The sequence below is a fragment of the Methylobacterium sp. WL120 genome, from assembly GCF_008039465.1.
Classification (GTDB): domain Bacteria; phylum Pseudomonadota; class Alphaproteobacteria; order Rhizobiales; family Beijerinckiaceae; genus Methylobacterium; species Methylobacterium cerastii.
Map to the genome: position 1 here is coordinate 13,948 of NZ_VRUT01000001.1, position 15,015 is coordinate 28,962.

20 protein-coding genes are annotated in these 15,015 nt (G+C 65.9%); 7 read left to right on the plus strand and 13 right to left on the minus strand.

Annotated elements, in window-relative coordinates; all coding sequences use genetic code 11:
* The first annotated feature begins 1 nt into the window (after position 1).
* Positions 2–697, plus strand: a complete 696-nt coding sequence (locus FV229_RS00080; protein WP_147750065.1) for a VIT family protein — start codon at positions 2–4, stop codon at positions 695–697.
* 54 nt (positions 698–751) lie between these two features.
* Here FV229_RS00080 and FV229_RS00085 read toward each other — a convergent pair whose 3' ends face one another.
* Positions 752–988 (minus strand): polyhydroxyalkanoate synthesis regulator DNA-binding domain-containing protein, encoded by a 237-nt coding sequence (locus tag FV229_RS00085; RefSeq protein WP_348644167.1) that lies wholly within the window; start codon positions 986–988, stop codon positions 752–754.
* 125 nt (positions 989–1,113) lie between these two features.
* On the minus strand, positions 1,114–1,737 hold the full coding sequence (locus FV229_RS00090; protein ID WP_147749988.1) for a 2,3-bisphosphoglycerate-dependent phosphoglycerate mutase: 624 nt from the start codon (positions 1,735–1,737) through the stop codon (positions 1,114–1,116).
* 479 nt (positions 1,738–2,216) lie between these two features.
* On the opposite strand from FV229_RS00090, the gene FV229_RS00095 reads away from it, so the two are divergent.
* A complete protein-coding gene (locus tag FV229_RS00095; protein ID WP_246687990.1) occupies positions 2,217–3,509 on the plus strand; it encodes a tyrosine-type recombinase/integrase in 1,293 nt (430 codons plus the stop codon).
* Between the two features lie 99 nt (positions 3,510–3,608).
* Here the strand turns inward: FV229_RS00095 and FV229_RS00100 are convergent, their stop codons facing one another.
* The 10 genes from FV229_RS00100 to FV229_RS00140 form a co-directional block, all read right to left on the minus strand.
* A complete protein-coding gene (locus FV229_RS00100; RefSeq protein ID WP_147749990.1) occupies positions 3,609–4,121 on the minus strand; it encodes a hypothetical protein in 513 nt (170 codons plus the stop codon).
* 29 nt (positions 4,122–4,150) lie between these two features.
* Positions 4,151–4,447, minus strand: coding sequence for a hypothetical protein (locus tag FV229_RS00105; RefSeq protein ID WP_147749991.1), 297 nt, complete (start codon positions 4,445–4,447; stop codon positions 4,151–4,153).
* 118 nt (positions 4,448–4,565) lie between these two features.
* Positions 4,566–4,802 carry a hypothetical protein gene (locus tag FV229_RS00110; protein ID WP_147749992.1) on the minus strand — a complete coding sequence of 79 codons (237 nt, stop codon included), beginning with the start codon at positions 4,800–4,802 and terminating at the stop codon, positions 4,566–4,568.
* Between the two features lie 85 nt (positions 4,803–4,887).
* Complete coding sequence (locus FV229_RS00115) at positions 4,888–5,100, minus strand: hypothetical protein (RefSeq protein ID WP_147749993.1); 213 nt, start codon at positions 5,098–5,100, stop codon at positions 4,888–4,890.
* A 100-nt stretch (positions 5,101–5,200) separates the two neighbouring features.
* Positions 5,201–5,332: a hypothetical protein gene (locus FV229_RS28370; protein WP_279598563.1), complete on the minus strand. Its 132-nt coding sequence runs from the start codon at positions 5,330–5,332 to the stop codon at positions 5,201–5,203.
* A 94-nt stretch (positions 5,333–5,426) separates the two neighbouring features.
* Positions 5,427–5,909 (minus strand): hypothetical protein, encoded by a 483-nt coding sequence (locus FV229_RS00120; RefSeq protein ID WP_147749994.1) that lies wholly within the window; start codon positions 5,907–5,909, stop codon positions 5,427–5,429.
* A 9-nt stretch (positions 5,910–5,918) separates the two neighbouring features.
* A complete protein-coding gene (locus FV229_RS00125; RefSeq protein WP_147749995.1) occupies positions 5,919–6,230 on the minus strand; it encodes a hypothetical protein in 312 nt (103 codons plus the stop codon).
* Positions 6,231–6,286: 56 nt separating this feature from the next.
* Complete coding sequence (locus FV229_RS00130) at positions 6,287–6,508, minus strand: hypothetical protein (protein WP_147749996.1); 222 nt, start codon at positions 6,506–6,508, stop codon at positions 6,287–6,289.
* Positions 6,505–6,738, minus strand: coding sequence for a hypothetical protein (locus FV229_RS00135; RefSeq protein WP_147749997.1), 234 nt, complete (start codon positions 6,736–6,738; stop codon positions 6,505–6,507). The genes FV229_RS00130 and FV229_RS00135 overlap by 4 nt, the downstream gene beginning before the upstream one ends.
* A complete protein-coding gene (locus tag FV229_RS00140) occupies positions 6,735–7,070 on the minus strand; it encodes a hypothetical protein (RefSeq protein ID WP_147749998.1) in 336 nt (111 codons plus the stop codon). Before FV229_RS00140 ends, FV229_RS00135 begins: the two co-directional genes overlap by 4 nt.
* Before the next feature lie 126 nt (positions 7,071–7,196).
* On the opposite strand from FV229_RS00140, the gene FV229_RS00145 reads away from it, so the two are divergent.
* Both FV229_RS00145 and FV229_RS00150 read left to right on the plus strand, forming a co-directional pair.
* Positions 7,197–7,736, plus strand: coding sequence for a hypothetical protein (locus tag FV229_RS00145; protein ID WP_243971728.1), 540 nt, complete (start codon positions 7,197–7,199; stop codon positions 7,734–7,736).
* A 94-nt stretch (positions 7,737–7,830) separates the two neighbouring features.
* Entirely contained in the window at positions 7,831–8,556 is a 726-nt protein-coding gene (locus FV229_RS00150; protein WP_147749999.1) for a hypothetical protein, read from the plus strand.
* 79 nt (positions 8,557–8,635) lie between these two features.
* On the opposite strand, the gene FV229_RS00155 is transcribed toward FV229_RS00150, so the two are convergent.
* Positions 8,636–8,944 carry a hypothetical protein gene (locus FV229_RS00155; protein ID WP_147750000.1) on the minus strand — a complete coding sequence of 103 codons (309 nt, stop codon included), beginning with the start codon at positions 8,942–8,944 and terminating at the stop codon, positions 8,636–8,638.
* Positions 8,945–9,876: 932 nt separating this feature from the next.
* On the opposite strand from FV229_RS00155, the gene FV229_RS00160 reads away from it, so the two are divergent.
* Genes FV229_RS00160 through FV229_RS00170 form a run of 3 tightly spaced genes read left to right on the plus strand, consistent with a single transcriptional unit; the run spans position 9,877 to position 15,010 of the window.
* The gene (locus tag FV229_RS00160; protein WP_147750001.1) at positions 9,877–11,085 is read left to right on the plus strand and encodes a Druantia anti-phage system protein DruA; all 1,209 of its coding nucleotides are present in this window, start codon (positions 9,877–9,879) and stop codon (positions 11,083–11,085) included.
* Between the two features lie 11 nt (positions 11,086–11,096).
* Positions 11,097–13,934 carry a hypothetical protein gene (locus FV229_RS00165; protein WP_147750002.1) on the plus strand — a complete coding sequence of 946 codons (2,838 nt, stop codon included), beginning with the start codon at positions 11,097–11,099 and terminating at the stop codon, positions 13,932–13,934.
* On the plus strand, positions 13,931–15,010 hold the full coding sequence (locus tag FV229_RS00170; RefSeq protein ID WP_147750003.1) for a hypothetical protein: 1,080 nt from the start codon (positions 13,931–13,933) through the stop codon (positions 15,008–15,010). The genes FV229_RS00165 and FV229_RS00170 overlap by 4 nt, the downstream gene beginning before the upstream one ends.
* Positions 15,011–15,015 lie beyond the last annotated feature (5 nt).

Consider the following 15,015-nt stretch of genomic DNA (forward strand, 5'->3'; position numbering starts at 1 on the left):
CGTGCGCGCACCCCACGCAGAAAACCACCTTATCGACCGCATCGGATGGCTACGGGCGGCAGTGCTCGGTGCCAACGATGGGCTCGTCTCGACGGCCAGCCTGATCGTGGGCGTCGCCGCGTCCACCGCGTCCACCGGGGAGATCCTGGTGGCGGGCTGCGCGGGCCTCGTGGCCGGCGCGATGTCGATGGCGGCGGGCGAATACGTCTCGGTCAGCTCCCAATCGGACACCGAACGGGCCGACCTGGCCCGGGAGACCCGCGAACTCGAACAGGACCCCGAAGCCGAGCGCGACGAGCTCGCTGCCATCTACGTCACCCGTGGCCTCGACCGGGACCTGGCCCTCAAGGTGGCCCAGCAACTCATGGCGAAGGATGCGCTGGGCGCCCACGCGCGGGACGAGCTCGGGATCTCCGAGTTCACGACCGCGCGTCCGGTTCAGGCAGCGCTGACATCCGCGGCGACCTTCTCGTCCGGAGCGGCGCTGCCCCTGGCGGTGGCGGCAGTCTCGCCGGCCAACCTCGTGGTGTACCTCGTTTCGGGGGCGTCCTTGGTCTTCCTGGCCATGCTCGGAGCCCTCGGGGCAAAGGCCGGTGGTGCCGAGATCCTGCGACCGACAGCCCGGGTAGCGTTCTGGGGCGCCCTAGCGATGGCTGCGACCGCGGGTATCGGACATCTCGTCGGAAACGCCGTCTAAGCGCTCCTTCCGTCGGCCCGGCCCACATGCATGGAACATCGAAGCGATGCTGCGTCAGTGGATACGATAGTTGATGCAAGCTTCAGTGACGTCCTGTCCGGTCTCGACGTCACGGACGGAAATGCGATGACCCTCCATCCTGAACCGTTGCAGGTCCTCGGCGGAGATGTAGGTCTTGCTCTCAGGATCATACAGCCGGGAGCCAGCGTAGCGCCTGAGTTGCAGGATGGGTTGCGGTTTCTTTCTCGGCATCGCTTCCAGAGGGCTGGCGTCGCTAGCGGTGCGACACATTCCTTACCTTGGAATGATTACATTCTGTGATCTGGGCGTGCAATCATCGACCGGATGTTCGTACGGTTCGATCGCCTTCGTCCGCCGCCAAACCCCGCGACCAATCCGCGGGGCACTGAGCGTCATCACCCGATGAGCCTTCGCGATATAATGGTGGTGTCCTGGGCGAACCCGTAGATCCGTATCGCCCCCGTCGCGAGTTCAAGGGACTCGACATCGCCCGCGCTAAGGCCTTCGATTGCCATCACCAGGGCCCGCAGCGCGTTGCCGTGGCCGACGACCAGCGTCGGACCGCGCATCGCCGCCGGCTGGATGTGCCTCAGGTGGAACGGTACGATCCGTGCGACGGTGTCCCTGAGGCTTTCGCCGTTCGGCGGCCGCCCCTCGTACGACCGACGCCAGTCCTCGACCCGTTCAGCCCCGAAACGTCGGTAGGCGGTCACCTTGTCGAGGCCACCGAGGTCGCCGTAATCGCGCTCGTCCAGCGCTGCGTCCTGATGGGGGACGAGTTCCGCCTGTCCAAGGACACCGAGTGCCAGCGCCGAGGTCGTGACGGCCCGCGTCATGGTCGACGTGAAGGCTGCCTCGAAGCGATGCCCTTCATCTCTCAGGATCGTCCCGACCGCGCACGCTTCCCGCCGGCCCTGTTCGGTTAGAGCAGGATCGAGCCTACCCGTGAAAAGGCCGTCCGCGTTGGCTTGGCTCTGGCCATGCCTGACCAGGACTAGGCGTCGCGACGGCTGGGTCATGGCTGACAATGGGGCTTGGTGAGCGAAAGTCTTTGCTTCGAACCCCGGTCATTGGCCGCCAATGGGCAAAGCGAGCAGTCAGGAACGGACGTATGCGCCCAGGCTTTCCACAGGCAACTCGTTCGGGGACAAATCGGGGACAAATGAGTTTTTTAGCCAGCCGAAAGCCCAGTCAAAACAAAGAGTTATGATGGGCAGTCGTAGATGGCGGAGACGGAGGGATTAGACGCCAAGGTCCACTTAACCGATTCTGGCATAAGCAACCCACGGCGCTTGAAGGCTTTTGCGGTTCGCGGTAGCGGTACTTATGCGGTACGCGCCGCCCTCCAGGACCTCCGACAGTGCCCCGCAAGCCCGGCTCAGACATCCCCTACGTCGCCGCCTACAACGGGTTCTACCGCGTCACGATGGCGGTGCCCAAGGAACTGCGCGGGCAGCTCGGCAACCGCCTCGTGCGTGGCCTCGACACGAAGTCGGTAGTGCTGGCCAAGACCCGGAGCGTGGCGGTCGTCGCCGAGTTCAAGAAGCGGATCGCCGATGCCTGGGACGCCCGGGGCGGCCGGAAGCATTCGCTCGTCGCGGAGGCGTTGGAACTGCGCCGCGAGATGAAGACCGCTCAGGGCTCGTTCCTGACCCTCATCGACCACCAGATCGAGGCGCGGGCCGCGGAGATACTGAACGCCGGCCGGCGGGAGGAGACCGTCATCGACGACGAGGAGGGACCGATCATGGCCGAGTTCTTCACGGCCGAGGCGCGGCGCGAGGCCTCCGAGTACCGCCGGATCGCCTACGGGAAGCTGACCCCGATCGCGGCACCGCATCCCGACTTCATGCGGAGCCTCAAGATCAAGGAACGCTCCAAGCTCGACGAACCGCGGGCTCTGAACCTGCTGCTCGACTGGATGGAGAGCCAGCGCATCCCCCGGCACGTCGAGGCCTTCGACCGGGACACGGCCCTGGCCTTCGCCGACTGGCTCCAGGAAAGCTCGGACCTGAGCTGGGCGTCGAAGGTCAAGTATTTCGGGCGCTTGAAGGTTTACTGGGCCTGGCTGTGCAAGCGCGGCATCGCCAAGGCGAACCCGATCTACGACCTGACGATCAAGCGGGAGGTCGTCGAGGGGGAGCAGGAGGAGCGCGCCTATACCGACACCGAGGTCCAGACCTTGTTCATGGGCAAGCCGCTCGAAGGGGAGAGCATGCTCGACGTGATGGCCGTCGCTGCCTTGACCGGGGCCAGACTCGACGCGGTCATCGACCTGAAAGTCGGCGAGTGCGCCGAGGGGATCTTCGCGTTCAAGCCTCAGAAGAAGGAGACGGACGAGAGGCACGTGCCGATCCACCCAGACCTTCGCCCGATCGTCCTGCGGCGGATCAAGGGCAAGCCCCCGACGGCGAGCCTTTTCGAGGACTGGCCAGGGCCAAAGGCTCCGTCCAAGAAGCCGCGCTCCTCTTACTTTAGTAAGCGTTTCACGAGGTATTCGAGAGAAGTTGCGGTAAGAGATGAAGTTGAAGGGAAAAGAAGGTCTCTAGTTAACTTTCACAGCTTCAGGAGATGGTTCATCACGAAGATGGAGCGTGCCGGCGTCAACGGTGACTTGATCGCAGCGATCGTCGGGCACAAGAGGTCCGGCCTCACCCTCGGCCGGTACAGCTCCGGGCCCGAGCTGCAGGCCGCACTCGACGCGATCAGCCTCGTCAAGTTGCCACCGCTCGACGGCAGCCCCGTCGTCGAGTCCCGCGGGCTCAAGCCCCTGAGGGAGAGGAAGGCATGAGACCGGCTGGCCGTTCGAATCCCGACCCCTCCGCCAAACCCTAAGCGAGCCTGAGGAACAGCGGCTCGTACGGCAGAGGAAGGGCGGGGGCGGCCCCGTCTAGCGCGGGAGCGGGACGTGGGCGTACGTCTGGACGAAAGTGTCCACGAAGGCGCCGATGTCGAACTCGGGCTCGTCGGCGCCGGGCGGGGAAACCGGAGTGTCCATCGAGAACTCGAAGGCCTCCCCGGCGCCACCGGCGGCGCCCTGGTCAACGGTGGATCCGGTTTCGACGGACGAATCACCAGTTCCCTCGGGCTCGCCGGGGGCGCCGGGCGGGGCGTCGCCGCCAGCGGCGATCGCGTCGAGGACCAGGGCGCGCTGGCGCAGCTCGGCGGCCGCCTCCCGGGCGACCGTCTCGATGACGGGCAACATCCAGCCGGGAACAGGCTTGGCGCCGTTCGCCCATTGATTCAGGCGGACGCGGGGGACCGCGACGGGGCCGCGCTTTTCCAGGCGCGTGGCCAAGGCATTCTGCCACGAAGGGCCGTAGAGATACTCGCCGACCGTCATGAGCCGGCGCTGGCGGCCGGCCCGCTCCTCCGGTGTCAGGCGCTCGCGGGTCTCTGTCATAGGGCACTCCTCAGGGTCACTCGATAGGGTTACTCAGGATAACCCGTATTGCCGCCAGGGAAAGGGTCCGGGAAGAAGCGCTGGCAGGATGTGATCCCCGGGTCGCCGGACGTGGGCTGGTACACGGACACGCACCGGACGTCGCACGGATCGCCGACCGGGCGCTTGTAGTGGAGCGTGGCGAACCACCCGGGCTCGCGGCCGACATGCTGGTGGTATCGCACGCGTCCCTGATCCAGGGGGATCACCAGGGTCATGTCGTCCTCGTCGTCATCGCTCGCCGGGACGATCGTCGGGAAGGGGATGATGGAGCTGGTCCTGGGCATGGTGGATTCCTTTGTGCGAGCGCGTGGCCCTTGTCGGGACCGCCCTGGCCGAGGGCGGTCCGGAGAAGGGCCGGGGCGTGGGAGCCCCGGCTCTTGGCGGCATCAATCGAGGCGGGTCTCAAGCGATCTCGCGCTCGGAGGCAAGCTCGGCGTCGACCCAGGCGAGGTCGACCTTCCAGTCCGCGAGAGCCATCCGGAGGTCGGCGGCCCGGGCGTTGTCCATGTCGGACATCGCCCCGATGACGGATCGATGTAGGCGGGTGGCGCAGTTGTCCCGGCCCTCGATGACGTAGTCACGGTAGGCCTCTAAGCTCCCGTACTCAGCGATGACGCCAGCGCGTCTGATGGCACTCATGATGATGGTTCTCCCTGTGGATGGGCTGGGGCCCGTGCGAGGCCGGCGTTATCCGCGAAGCGCGGCGCCGGCCCCGAGGCGGGTCTCAGGCGGAGAACTTCGTCGTGGCATACGTCTCCGCATCCAGCTTGATCCGCTTGGTGAACGCACCGTAGCGCGAGCCGCAACCGTCCTGCCTCCTTGCGGCAGAGTTCGCCTCGCCGGCGGTCCGGTAGATCGGCGCTCCGTGCCTGACGACGCCGCTGAATCCGACTTGCCAGGCGTAGCGGCCAGGCTTGCTGGTCGTGGTCTTGGTCATGATGGTGGTCTCCGATTCTCGGGTGGATGGGTCACTCGGTCTGAGGCCCGTGCGAGGGAGCCAGAACCCGCGGTGCGCGGTGGCTCCCCCGAGGCGGGTCTCAAAGGACGGTGGGGAAGGGCACCATCACCGCCGGCTCGGGGAGCTCGATCTCCTCGGCGTTCTCGGCCTCGACATGAGCGACGATGGCGTCGAGGAGGGTGTCAGTGGTGGTCTCGGTGGGCTGGGTCATCGTCGTCTCCCGCTTCTTTAGGGTTACTCGCTATAGTTACAAAATAGTACCGTCGTTCTGACGGGTCAAGGCCGTATTGGCACTATTTTGTAACTCAGCGCCGTACCCCTGGGGCGGCGTTCGTGGCGGCCTGTCGCAGCAGCCTCCGGGTCTGCGCGCCCCGACGCGCGGCCTCCCGTCGACGCTCGCGCCTGGCCTCCGCGTCGGCGTCGCGTTCGAACGGATCGCGATCCGGCGGCTTTCCGTCATCGGGGTAGCGCCGCCATTTGCCGGCCCGGTCGTCCCATCCGAACGGGAGCGCGGCGGCGTCCGCGTGCCAGCGCATCCCCAGCCAGGGCGGCAGGGCGAGCGTGCCCCGGAACTCGACCTGGACGCGGCCCCCGTCGAAGACGACGACGTCGGCGAGGCAGCGCGCCGGACCGTGCCACTCGACATGCACAACGGCGATGATGGGATCCGGGATTCCCGGCCCGGTGAGCGCCCGCAAGCGCTGGCGCACTGCCTCCTCGTCGTCCGGGGAGGCTCGCTCGTATGGGATCGCCCCGTCGAGCAGGGGCACTAGGGACATCTGCGTCATGACGCGTCCTCAGCGGCGGAACTTGAGGACGGTGGCGGGCGCAGCCGCCGCGAAGGGGCCGTCCGAAGCTGGCTGCCAGGCCAGGACGCCGCGCGGACCCACGATCTCGATCATCGCGCCGCTCGCGACGAGCCGCTCCGTGTCGGCGGCAAGGTCGCTGACGAGGCGATCCAGCTTCTCCGGGGGGACAAACTTCTCGACAGACTGACGGAACCGCTCGATCGCGGTCAGGCCGTCGCCGAGGACGCGCCTGACGAAGTCAGGGTCGAGGTCGTCGACGTGGATCGTGCGCCGGGTGGGCGTCGGGGTCGTATCGGGCATTACGCTACTCGCTCGATGATGGCCCGAAGGCCGGGGGTGGACTGGGAAAGGGGGTGTCAGGCGTCGGGATCAGCTGGCGCCGAGGCCAACAGCAGGAGGCCGTAGATCCCGGCCACAGACCCCCACCACACCATCAGGATTTGAAGGGTGTCGGAGGCCTCGACGTGGGCGAGGGCGAGCCCCATCGGGCCGAGCGTGCCCGCCGCGGTGATGCGATCCACGACGAGCGGGAAGGCGTCGCGGAGGCACACGCGCAGGAATCGGACGGCCCGCTTCATGGCCGGTCCTCCACGGATGCCGGGACGTAGGCCGGCGGCAGTTCTCGCAGCCCCAGGAGCGACAGGACGCGATCGCCGGGCGCGCGCTTGCCGGCGATGAGCTTCGCGACGTGGCTCTGGTTCAGCCCGTGCCGGGCCGCCCATGCCCGCTGACCACCGGCCGCCAGTACCGCCGCCTGCAGGCATGTCCGGACGTCGTCGCCGGAGAGGGGGACGGGACGCCGGCTCACGACCGGTCCTCCCGCAGCGCGAGGCGCCCGCGCCGGTCCGTGGGCAGGCCGTAGCGCTTGGCGCCCCGGGCGATCGCCTGAGCCTGACAGGCGAACAGCTTGGCGATGGCCTTGAGCGTCAGATCCGGCTGCCGCAGCGCAAGGCGCAGCAGCGCCTCGCTCGGCATCTCGCCCTGCGGCTGCGTCGTGCCGCGAAGGCCGAGCTTCGTCGCGCGGTACCGGACGCGATTCTCATGGACGCCGTGTAGCCGCCCGATCGAGGCGTAGCCCTCACCCTGGTCGAGGAGCCTCCGAAGCTCCGCCTTCGGCGCCCTGTAGATCTCTACTGCCATGTCCGCCACCTGTCCGCGTGAGTCCACTATCGGCTTCACTGAGTCGCTAAACTGCGGTACTAAAAGCTCGCAGGCAAGGGGTAAAAGCGGTGAACGCGATTAACGATGAATCGGGAGTGAGTCCAAATGGGACCTACTGATGAGACGGTGACCGTGGTGGTACGCGTCGGCGACCACGTGAGGCCGTTGGTCGTTTGGGCAGGCGACCGGACGCAGACGGCCGACAAGCTCGTCGCCGGCTTCGAGCGATTCGAGCGGCGGCAGCATTTCCTCGACGAGGAGCGGACGCGCTTTAAGGCCGAGATCGACGTCCCGATCGGCCGAGTCGTCATGACGGGTACGTGCCGCTGGCCGCTCGACAAGGAGATCTTCTTCTCGACGCCAGACGGCCTCGTCCCGATGTCCTATGCCGACGCGATGGACCACCTCGATCCCAACCCGGTTCGCATCGCAGACCGGGCCGCCCAGCGCGTCTTGGACGCCCACGCCGACGAGGCCGGCCTGCCTCGCACGCTCACCCGATTCGTCGGCCCGCACACGCTCGTCGCGGGGGTCCAGGCGGTCGGGAATTCCCTTGCGTATGCAGAGAGATGCACGGCGCGGCAGGCCTGGTGGCGGCGGGCGACGCTGGCGGAGGCGAGGGCCTGGGACGCAGGGCGCACGTAACGCACTTTGTGCCTTGCGTGGGGCCTTGGCAGTCTGCGCTCAGAGGGGACGGCGATCGGTCGAGCCCCCGAACAGCAGCAGCACAGGTGTTACCATGGTTCGTCGTTTCCTCGCCGCCCTTTTCGCCGCCCTGGCCCGCGCCAACTCAGCGCTCCGCGGTGCCTACGGATTCCTGCACGACGCGGTCGAGGAGGCTGTCGCGCCGGTCGCGGACGCACTGCCGTGGCTGCGGGACCGCGCCGCGGATGCGGGTCAGGCCGGGGTGTCCCTCGCCGCCGGGATCCTGGCTCTGCCTGGGGCCGTCCTCAGCGGCATCCTGCCCAGAGCCACTCCGGGCCCGCAGGCCGTCGCGGACGATGCCGTCGCCCGTGACGAGTGCGGCCTGGGAAATGGCGGCGTGCACACCGCCGACCAGATCTTTGCCACCCATCACCGGGCCGCGGCCGCGGCCCTGCGCGACGGCGGAGAGGCTGCCCTCAAGCCGTTCCTTCCCTACGTGCCGGAGGGCGTCGTCACTTGGCTACGCAGTCTCGATCGTCGGGACCTCGACGTCGCCTGCCAGATCCCGCCGGCCGCGCTCGTGCGCCACGCCAATGCCAATCGCCTGTCCGAGTGCACACCGATGCTGCCGCCCCCGCTCCACCTGCAGCCTAAGGTGCCGGCGTTCGACGTCGAGGCAGTCGTCCGGGAGGCGAAGAAGAAGCTCGCCGGCCAGGCCCGCGAGATCGAGGCGATGTCCAGGCGGAACATCCGCCCCCTCGCCGAGCCGACATGGGACAACGAGCCGTCCTACACGGCGCCCCGGCCCGCGATGCACTGATAGGGGATAGCCCTGGAACGACGAAGGGCCCGCCGGGATGACCGGCGGGCCCTTTTCGTTACGCGGTGCCCTGATTGCGTCAGACGCCGATGGCCTCACGCAGGCCCGCGGTCAGGCGCTTCTCGTCGCGCAGGGCCTGACGCAGGAGCCTGAGCTCGGCCAGCGCGTCCCCGAGCTGGCCCTCGGCCGAGGCGGCCCGGCGCTCGGCGGCGCGCTGGGCCCCGCGGGCCTCCTGCAGGCGGATGGCGAGCTCCTGGACGCTGTCGACGGCGCGCTCGCGGCGGACGCGGATCCCGTCGAGGGTGCCCTGGATGGCGGAATGCATGAGGAGGCCGCCCCGCGCGAGGTTCCCGCCCACTTCGAACCCAACCTCGCTCGCGATGCCCATGTCCGCTCTCCCTCGATCCGTGAGCCCAGGAGAATCGATGGGGAGTCCCCGGTCAACGGGCGATCGGCCCCGAGGGTTAAGGCATCCCTGGCCTGTGCGCCCTTGTGCGCCCGACGTGCGCCTGTGTGCGCCCGACGTGCGCCCGAAAAAGGCTACCGAGAATTATGTATTCAGATTTCGGAAGTGATTCACACGACTCGGGAAATCGGCATTTTCCGGGAGAGCCGATTTTCAAGAAGCGCGTTACCAGGTCCCCGAGTGTCCACGGGAGTGTGTCGTCCTCAGTAGATGGGATGCTCCGGGTCTGCTGTGGAGAAATGCGTTGCATCACGGCGATCCCGCGCCGTTACGTTCTTTCAGTACGGCGCTACAGTGAACGGAAGTAACGGGGGGAGAGTTCACTATTGGCGAGGCAGCTCACCCTGGGAACGCGAAGGCGTGGACGCGCTCAGGTCCGATGCGCGATCCGGGGAGCTAGTGGCTGACCGCCGGCGTATCCTCGGCCTGGAGGCCTTTAAGCGGTGCATCGATGGTGCACGCCAATCCCGTCGCCGGGCAGGCCGGTCTCAAACTGCGGCTTATGCGAATGCCAAGCGCGTTGTGTCGGGATGCTACGAACCATCCTCGGGCTTCTGCATCGCATGTGCGAGTACCACGGGCTCGCCAGACGCCCGCATGTTGCCGCTCAGGCTCCGCATCAGGGTCAGCACCGACCTCGACCGGAGGCCGCGTTTCAAATCCCCATGGGTGTTTACTTCTCGTGCGGCAACCTCAAAGAAATAGCTTGGCCGTATGAATTTCGTATGCAACCATAAGGCGATTGAAGGATAAATCGCTTGTAGGTGCGATGGTTTGGCCTCGTTTACGCCAGCTGACGCTTTGCTCACTGCATGCGATGATTGGCGCAGGCGGGTGGTCGGGCGATTCGTCAGATGCAGTCGAATTCGGTAATACATGTCGACCCCATAGAAGATCATCTGAAGCGTAAGCTGCGGCAGCACTTCCGGGATCTTGGATTTTCGAAAGCTGACGACGGATCACTCGTCCTTCCTGGAATTGAAAAGGAACATGTGCGCCGGCTTCACGCGGCGCAAAGGAACGACCGTGTTTCCGGCAACCTTCGCTTCATTACAGAGCGCGGCGAGAAACTGCTTCCGCATTTCGCGGACGGTCGGAATATAGATCCGGCAAAGATCAAGCTTCGGCTTATTAGAGTGCCGCAACGCGGCGTCCATGCCGAAATTTTCCGCCTAGCTTCCCTAACCTGGTCCGTGCCGGTTTCGCTCGGGTTCGGCCGCAGAATGAGATATCTCGTATGGGACGACCACCACGACAAGCTCGTTGGGATCTTCGCGCTTGGTGACCCTGTCTTCAATCTAAGCGTGCGCGACAGGCTTATCGGTTGGACGGCAACCGACCGGAAGGATCGGCTCGTCAGCATCCTCGATGCCTACGTCCTCGGTGCGGTCCCACCCTACAACATGCTGCTGGGCGGCAAGGCCGTCGCATGCGCCATTCGGTCGACGGATGTATTCCAGGATTTCGCGAAGACCTACGGCGGCAGTACCGGGATCATTTCTGGCAAGTCGAAGATCGCCAAGCTGCTGGCGGTGACGACCAGCTCTTCGATGGGCCGATCGTCAATCTACAACCGCCTCAAGCTCAGCGATGAAACGTATTTCAGGAGCATCGGCTACACGACGGGGTGGGGCCACTTCCATATCAACGACTACCTGTTCACGGAGATGCGCAAGTTCCTGCGTCTCCGTGGACATCGATACGCCGACGAGCATGGCTACGGCCAAGGCCCCAACTGGCGCCTCCGTACCATCAGGGCGGCCATCGGCGAGTTGGGGCTGAACGAAGCCGTGTTGAAACACGGCATCCGACGGGAAGTCTTTTATGCACCTTTCGGCGCCAACGCCGCCGAGATCATGCGGACCGGGCAAGGCACTCTCGACACCTCGAACCTACTCACGGTGGCGCAGATCGGCGACCTCGCCCGTGAGCGCTGGATGGTGCCTAGGGCGGAAAGGCGGGACGAGTTCCGCGCGTGGGAGCGACAGGGCATCCTCGACCTGGTCCACGGTTCGGGCCGTGTCACCGCATCCGACGTAACCGACATCGCGGCAGCGGGGTGAAGGAGACCTCGATGCTGGCAGACATCAACCGTCGGCTCGACAAGCAATTCGCTGCCCTGCGCACCCAGCGCGCCGCAAGTGGACTGCCGGTCTTCGCATTGGAGCACGGCTTGAGCGAGCCGGAGATCCATTCCCTAAAGCTCTCCCTGTCCGGTGAGTTGAAGAGGAAGGGCAAGCTCGACCACACCCATTGGCTCTGCTGGATCGCCGCAGCCGCAGAGGTTGGCTACTCCTTCGACGGCGTCGAGTTCTGGACCTCCTTCGAAGGGGCGGTTCCCGGCTGGTCGACGATGGGCAGCCGCACGACGATCCGCGACTGGTACAAGCGCTTCGGCGAGCGGTTCAGTGGGATCCGCCCTGAAGGACCTTGGGCGAAACACTTTTCCATCATCGCCTGGCCGATCACACACTCTATCCTGCCGAAGGATCTCCAGTCCCAGTTCGCGCGACTCCTCTACGAATGCAGGTATCGACTCGCCAGCATCCAGGACCAGGGCGCTGACAAGATCGGCGAACTCCTACGCAAGGCTGGCCCCGATACGAATACCCGGTTCGGGAATTTCCTTGAACAGGTCAACCTGACCGGCATGCTGTTCATCGCGCTGCGCGACGAGGGCATCGGTGAAAGAGTTTTGCCCATCGAGAAGGCGACCCTCTCTCGTATCATCGGCGACCTTGAGCAGCGACAGGTCGCCAAGGAGTGGCTGCGTGAGGCCCGACGGGTGATCCGAGATGCCTGCCTCAAGCAGTCCCGTCATCTCGCGCCGGCGCCCGCCAAACCCAAACAGGGGCAGGAAAAATCCGTCGAGGCGGTGCCCATCGAGAGGCACGCTCTGCTGACCGCACGTCGTGCCGGCAATGGGGCATGGGCCCTGAGGCTGCAACTTCCCGACTTCAGGCCAGCCCTCAAGGCAGCGAAGATCGGCAATCCCGAGCTCGACAAGACGAGGATTCGGTTCTTCGACGAGAAGGGCACGTGGCGCCCCGGACGTTCGCTCATCAACCTTTCAAAGTCCGAACCCGCGATCACCCGCCTTCCGCCCACGGAACGGATCATCGACTTCGAGACCAAGACACCGACCGTTGAGCAGGCTCTCCACCGCGCCATCTCGATCCCTGGACCATCGCCGTGGCTTTTGAGGGTGCAGGCAGATGGTGTTGCCCGGCAGGTCATGGGACATCACGTTCGCGTCGGGCAGACATACGTGCTGGCGTCCACGCAACCCCTGGCCCGCACGGCCGTCGAGGAGCTCAAGCTCTGCGTCATCCGTGAGGCCGAAGGATCCAACCTCTACGAACTGAACGTACCCGACGCGCTCAGCGGCATCCGCTTGGCTGCGTTGGAGAAGGTCGGCCTCGGTTACAGCCTCGGAGCTCGCATCGACCCTGTTGGCATCGTGCCGAGCCTCGATCCCTCCACGGGCCAGTCGATCTGGTCGCCTGACGACGAAATCGTTCTCAGGCTATCGGCCGACTACGCGGTACGCGAATATCAGGTGGCCGTCGGCTCCTCGCCGGCCGTCAGAATACCCGGTGACGGGCGACCCGAGATCCTATGCACATGCGGACGCCTTCCACTCGGCCCGAGGACGGTCACGGTTTCCGCCGTGCCGATGGACAAAGGCTTGGCGGAGCGGGTTCAGACCGAGATACTTCGAACGCTCGTGCGGGCACCTCGTCCATGGTCGAAGGCACCTTCCGAGCGCTGCGGGCTGAAAGTCTCCGTTGACCCGCCCGAGGCTAGGCTCGGCGAACTCCTGGCCGGGCAGGCGCGGATCACCCTTATCGGGCCGCCGCGTAGGAAGGTTTCGGTCAAGGCGGAGTTCTTCGACGTCAACGCTCACGTTCAGGCAACCGAGCGTCTCGGAGAGCGGGAACTACCGGCCGATACGGGCTGGTTCAGGCGCGCCGTCGAGCCGCTCAATAAGGAGAAGTGCTGGGACCTTATACAGTCTTCGCCCAAGGTCGACATCGTCTTCGATGCCGGCGAACTCGGCTCCGCCCGCGTATCTTTCCGCAATAAGGTCGAGCCGCTCCGCTGGAAGGTTTCGCGCGAGCGCGGGGGTATCACGGTCCGCCTGATCGATGAGGCAGACCGGCCCGAAGAGCTTTCGGTCGAGCGTTACGACCTGACCGCGCCCGACGTGAAAGTCGCGATGTCCTCCGACGCGTGCATGGCCGGCATTCCGCTCGCGGCGGCGGGATCACTGTTCGTCGCCTTGCTCGATGGCAAGCGCTACCGCACGGTCATCGCCCTCTCCCCATCGGGGAAGTCGACGTCCCTCGGTGACTTGGCCTTAGACCCGCTCCTTGATTTCGTAGGTCAGGATCCTCGCCGGATCCCACGGCTGGTCAACCTGCAGCGCCTATGGAACGGCGCGAACTGTATGGGCCCCCTCGCAACAATCCGAAGGTGGCGAACCATTCAGGCCTTGGACGCCAGGTTGGTCGAAATTCTCTGCGGTTCCCACTGGCTGCGGGCCACCCGCGAGTTCACCGAACGGCGGGTGACGAGCGACCGGGCCCTGCAGCAAATGGTAGGAATTCCCTCGTTCGCCAGAGCCCTAGCCGAGGCGTTCGCGGGCAGGCCCGATGCCATAAGGGGGGGGCTACCGCACTTCCAGCAGGCTGCCATTCGGTATCAGGTCTGCTCTGATGCGGATGCCATCAAGACAGCGTGGCAGATAGCCATGGAGCCTGCGGCTTTGTCCTTCGCGGATCCCCGCAGGGGACGCGATCTCTTCGCGGGCATCGCCGCCAACAAGGGTCTCGCCAGGGGTGCATTCCTCGTGCGTGCGGTGACCGCCTTCGGTGCGGATCCGGTGTCACCGAAGGACGTGGCCGCATGACGATCGCCGTCCTCCCGCCCAAGGATGCGTTCACCCGGATCGCTTCATCCCTCTCCGTGCCGGATCCCGGTCAGGACGCGGAGCGAACCGTGGCCTTCGTCTGCCAGGTGATCCGCCGCGCGGCGCTCGCGGTCACGCCTTGCGGTCGCGCGGCGCTGGAAGCTGTGGCCGTCGAGGCGCTGAAGGGCTTCTGGCCCGACAGGTCCACGCTCGCCTTGGCGGTTGAGCAGGCCACCGAGGAATTGCTCGTCTATGGCGACCTCCTTGAGATGCAGGTGCCCGTGGAAGGCTCCGTACGCGCCTCGTTCGTCATACGGGCCGCCCCGCCGCACCACGTGATGCGGGGCGCGGATTCCTGCGTGATCCTCGGTCTCGGAAACGAGGAGATCACGCCGCTTCCCGCCTCGACCTTGGCGCGTGTCCATCACATCGGGGCCTTGCGCTTACTAGAGGGAGACGGCGCCTCGGAGCTAAGCACCTATCTCGCGGAAAACGGGTTTCCCGGTCTCGACCTGAAGGGCTGGCTTCGCCTGCCCCGTGAGGAAACTCCGGGGGCCTTCCTCCGGGTCTGGTGGGACAAGCTGGCGGCCCAGGACCGAAGCGGCGAGATCGAAGGGCTTCGGGTCATCTCGGTCGAGAGCAGCGTCCGCTACTACAAGGGTCGCTGGGTGGAGCCCGCGAAGATGTCAGGTCGCTTCGTCGCTCGCCGGCCCCAGGCCTTTGGGGCGGATCTTTGGTGCATCGTGGAGCTCGACGGCGGCCGTCCGGTGCGCCTCCTCGACATCACGTCTGCCGGCGATCTCCAGAGGCCCTGCGACATCGCCTGGCGGATCCAGATGGCCCAGGACGCCCTGGTCGGCAGGCGGCAGGTGTTCCGGGTGGTCCGGAACGACGACGGCACCTTCTTGGAGTTCCTCTCGCCGCTTCCCTCTTGGGCACAGCGTCGCCTGCTCGTCTCGGGTGCCCGGGCCCAACGTCCCCGGTGCCTAATGGCGTTCGCGACCAGGCCCGACGAACTGCCGAACGTCCTGCACTTCCTGAAGAACTGCCTGTGGCTCGAAGAAACGACGCACTGAGCGCC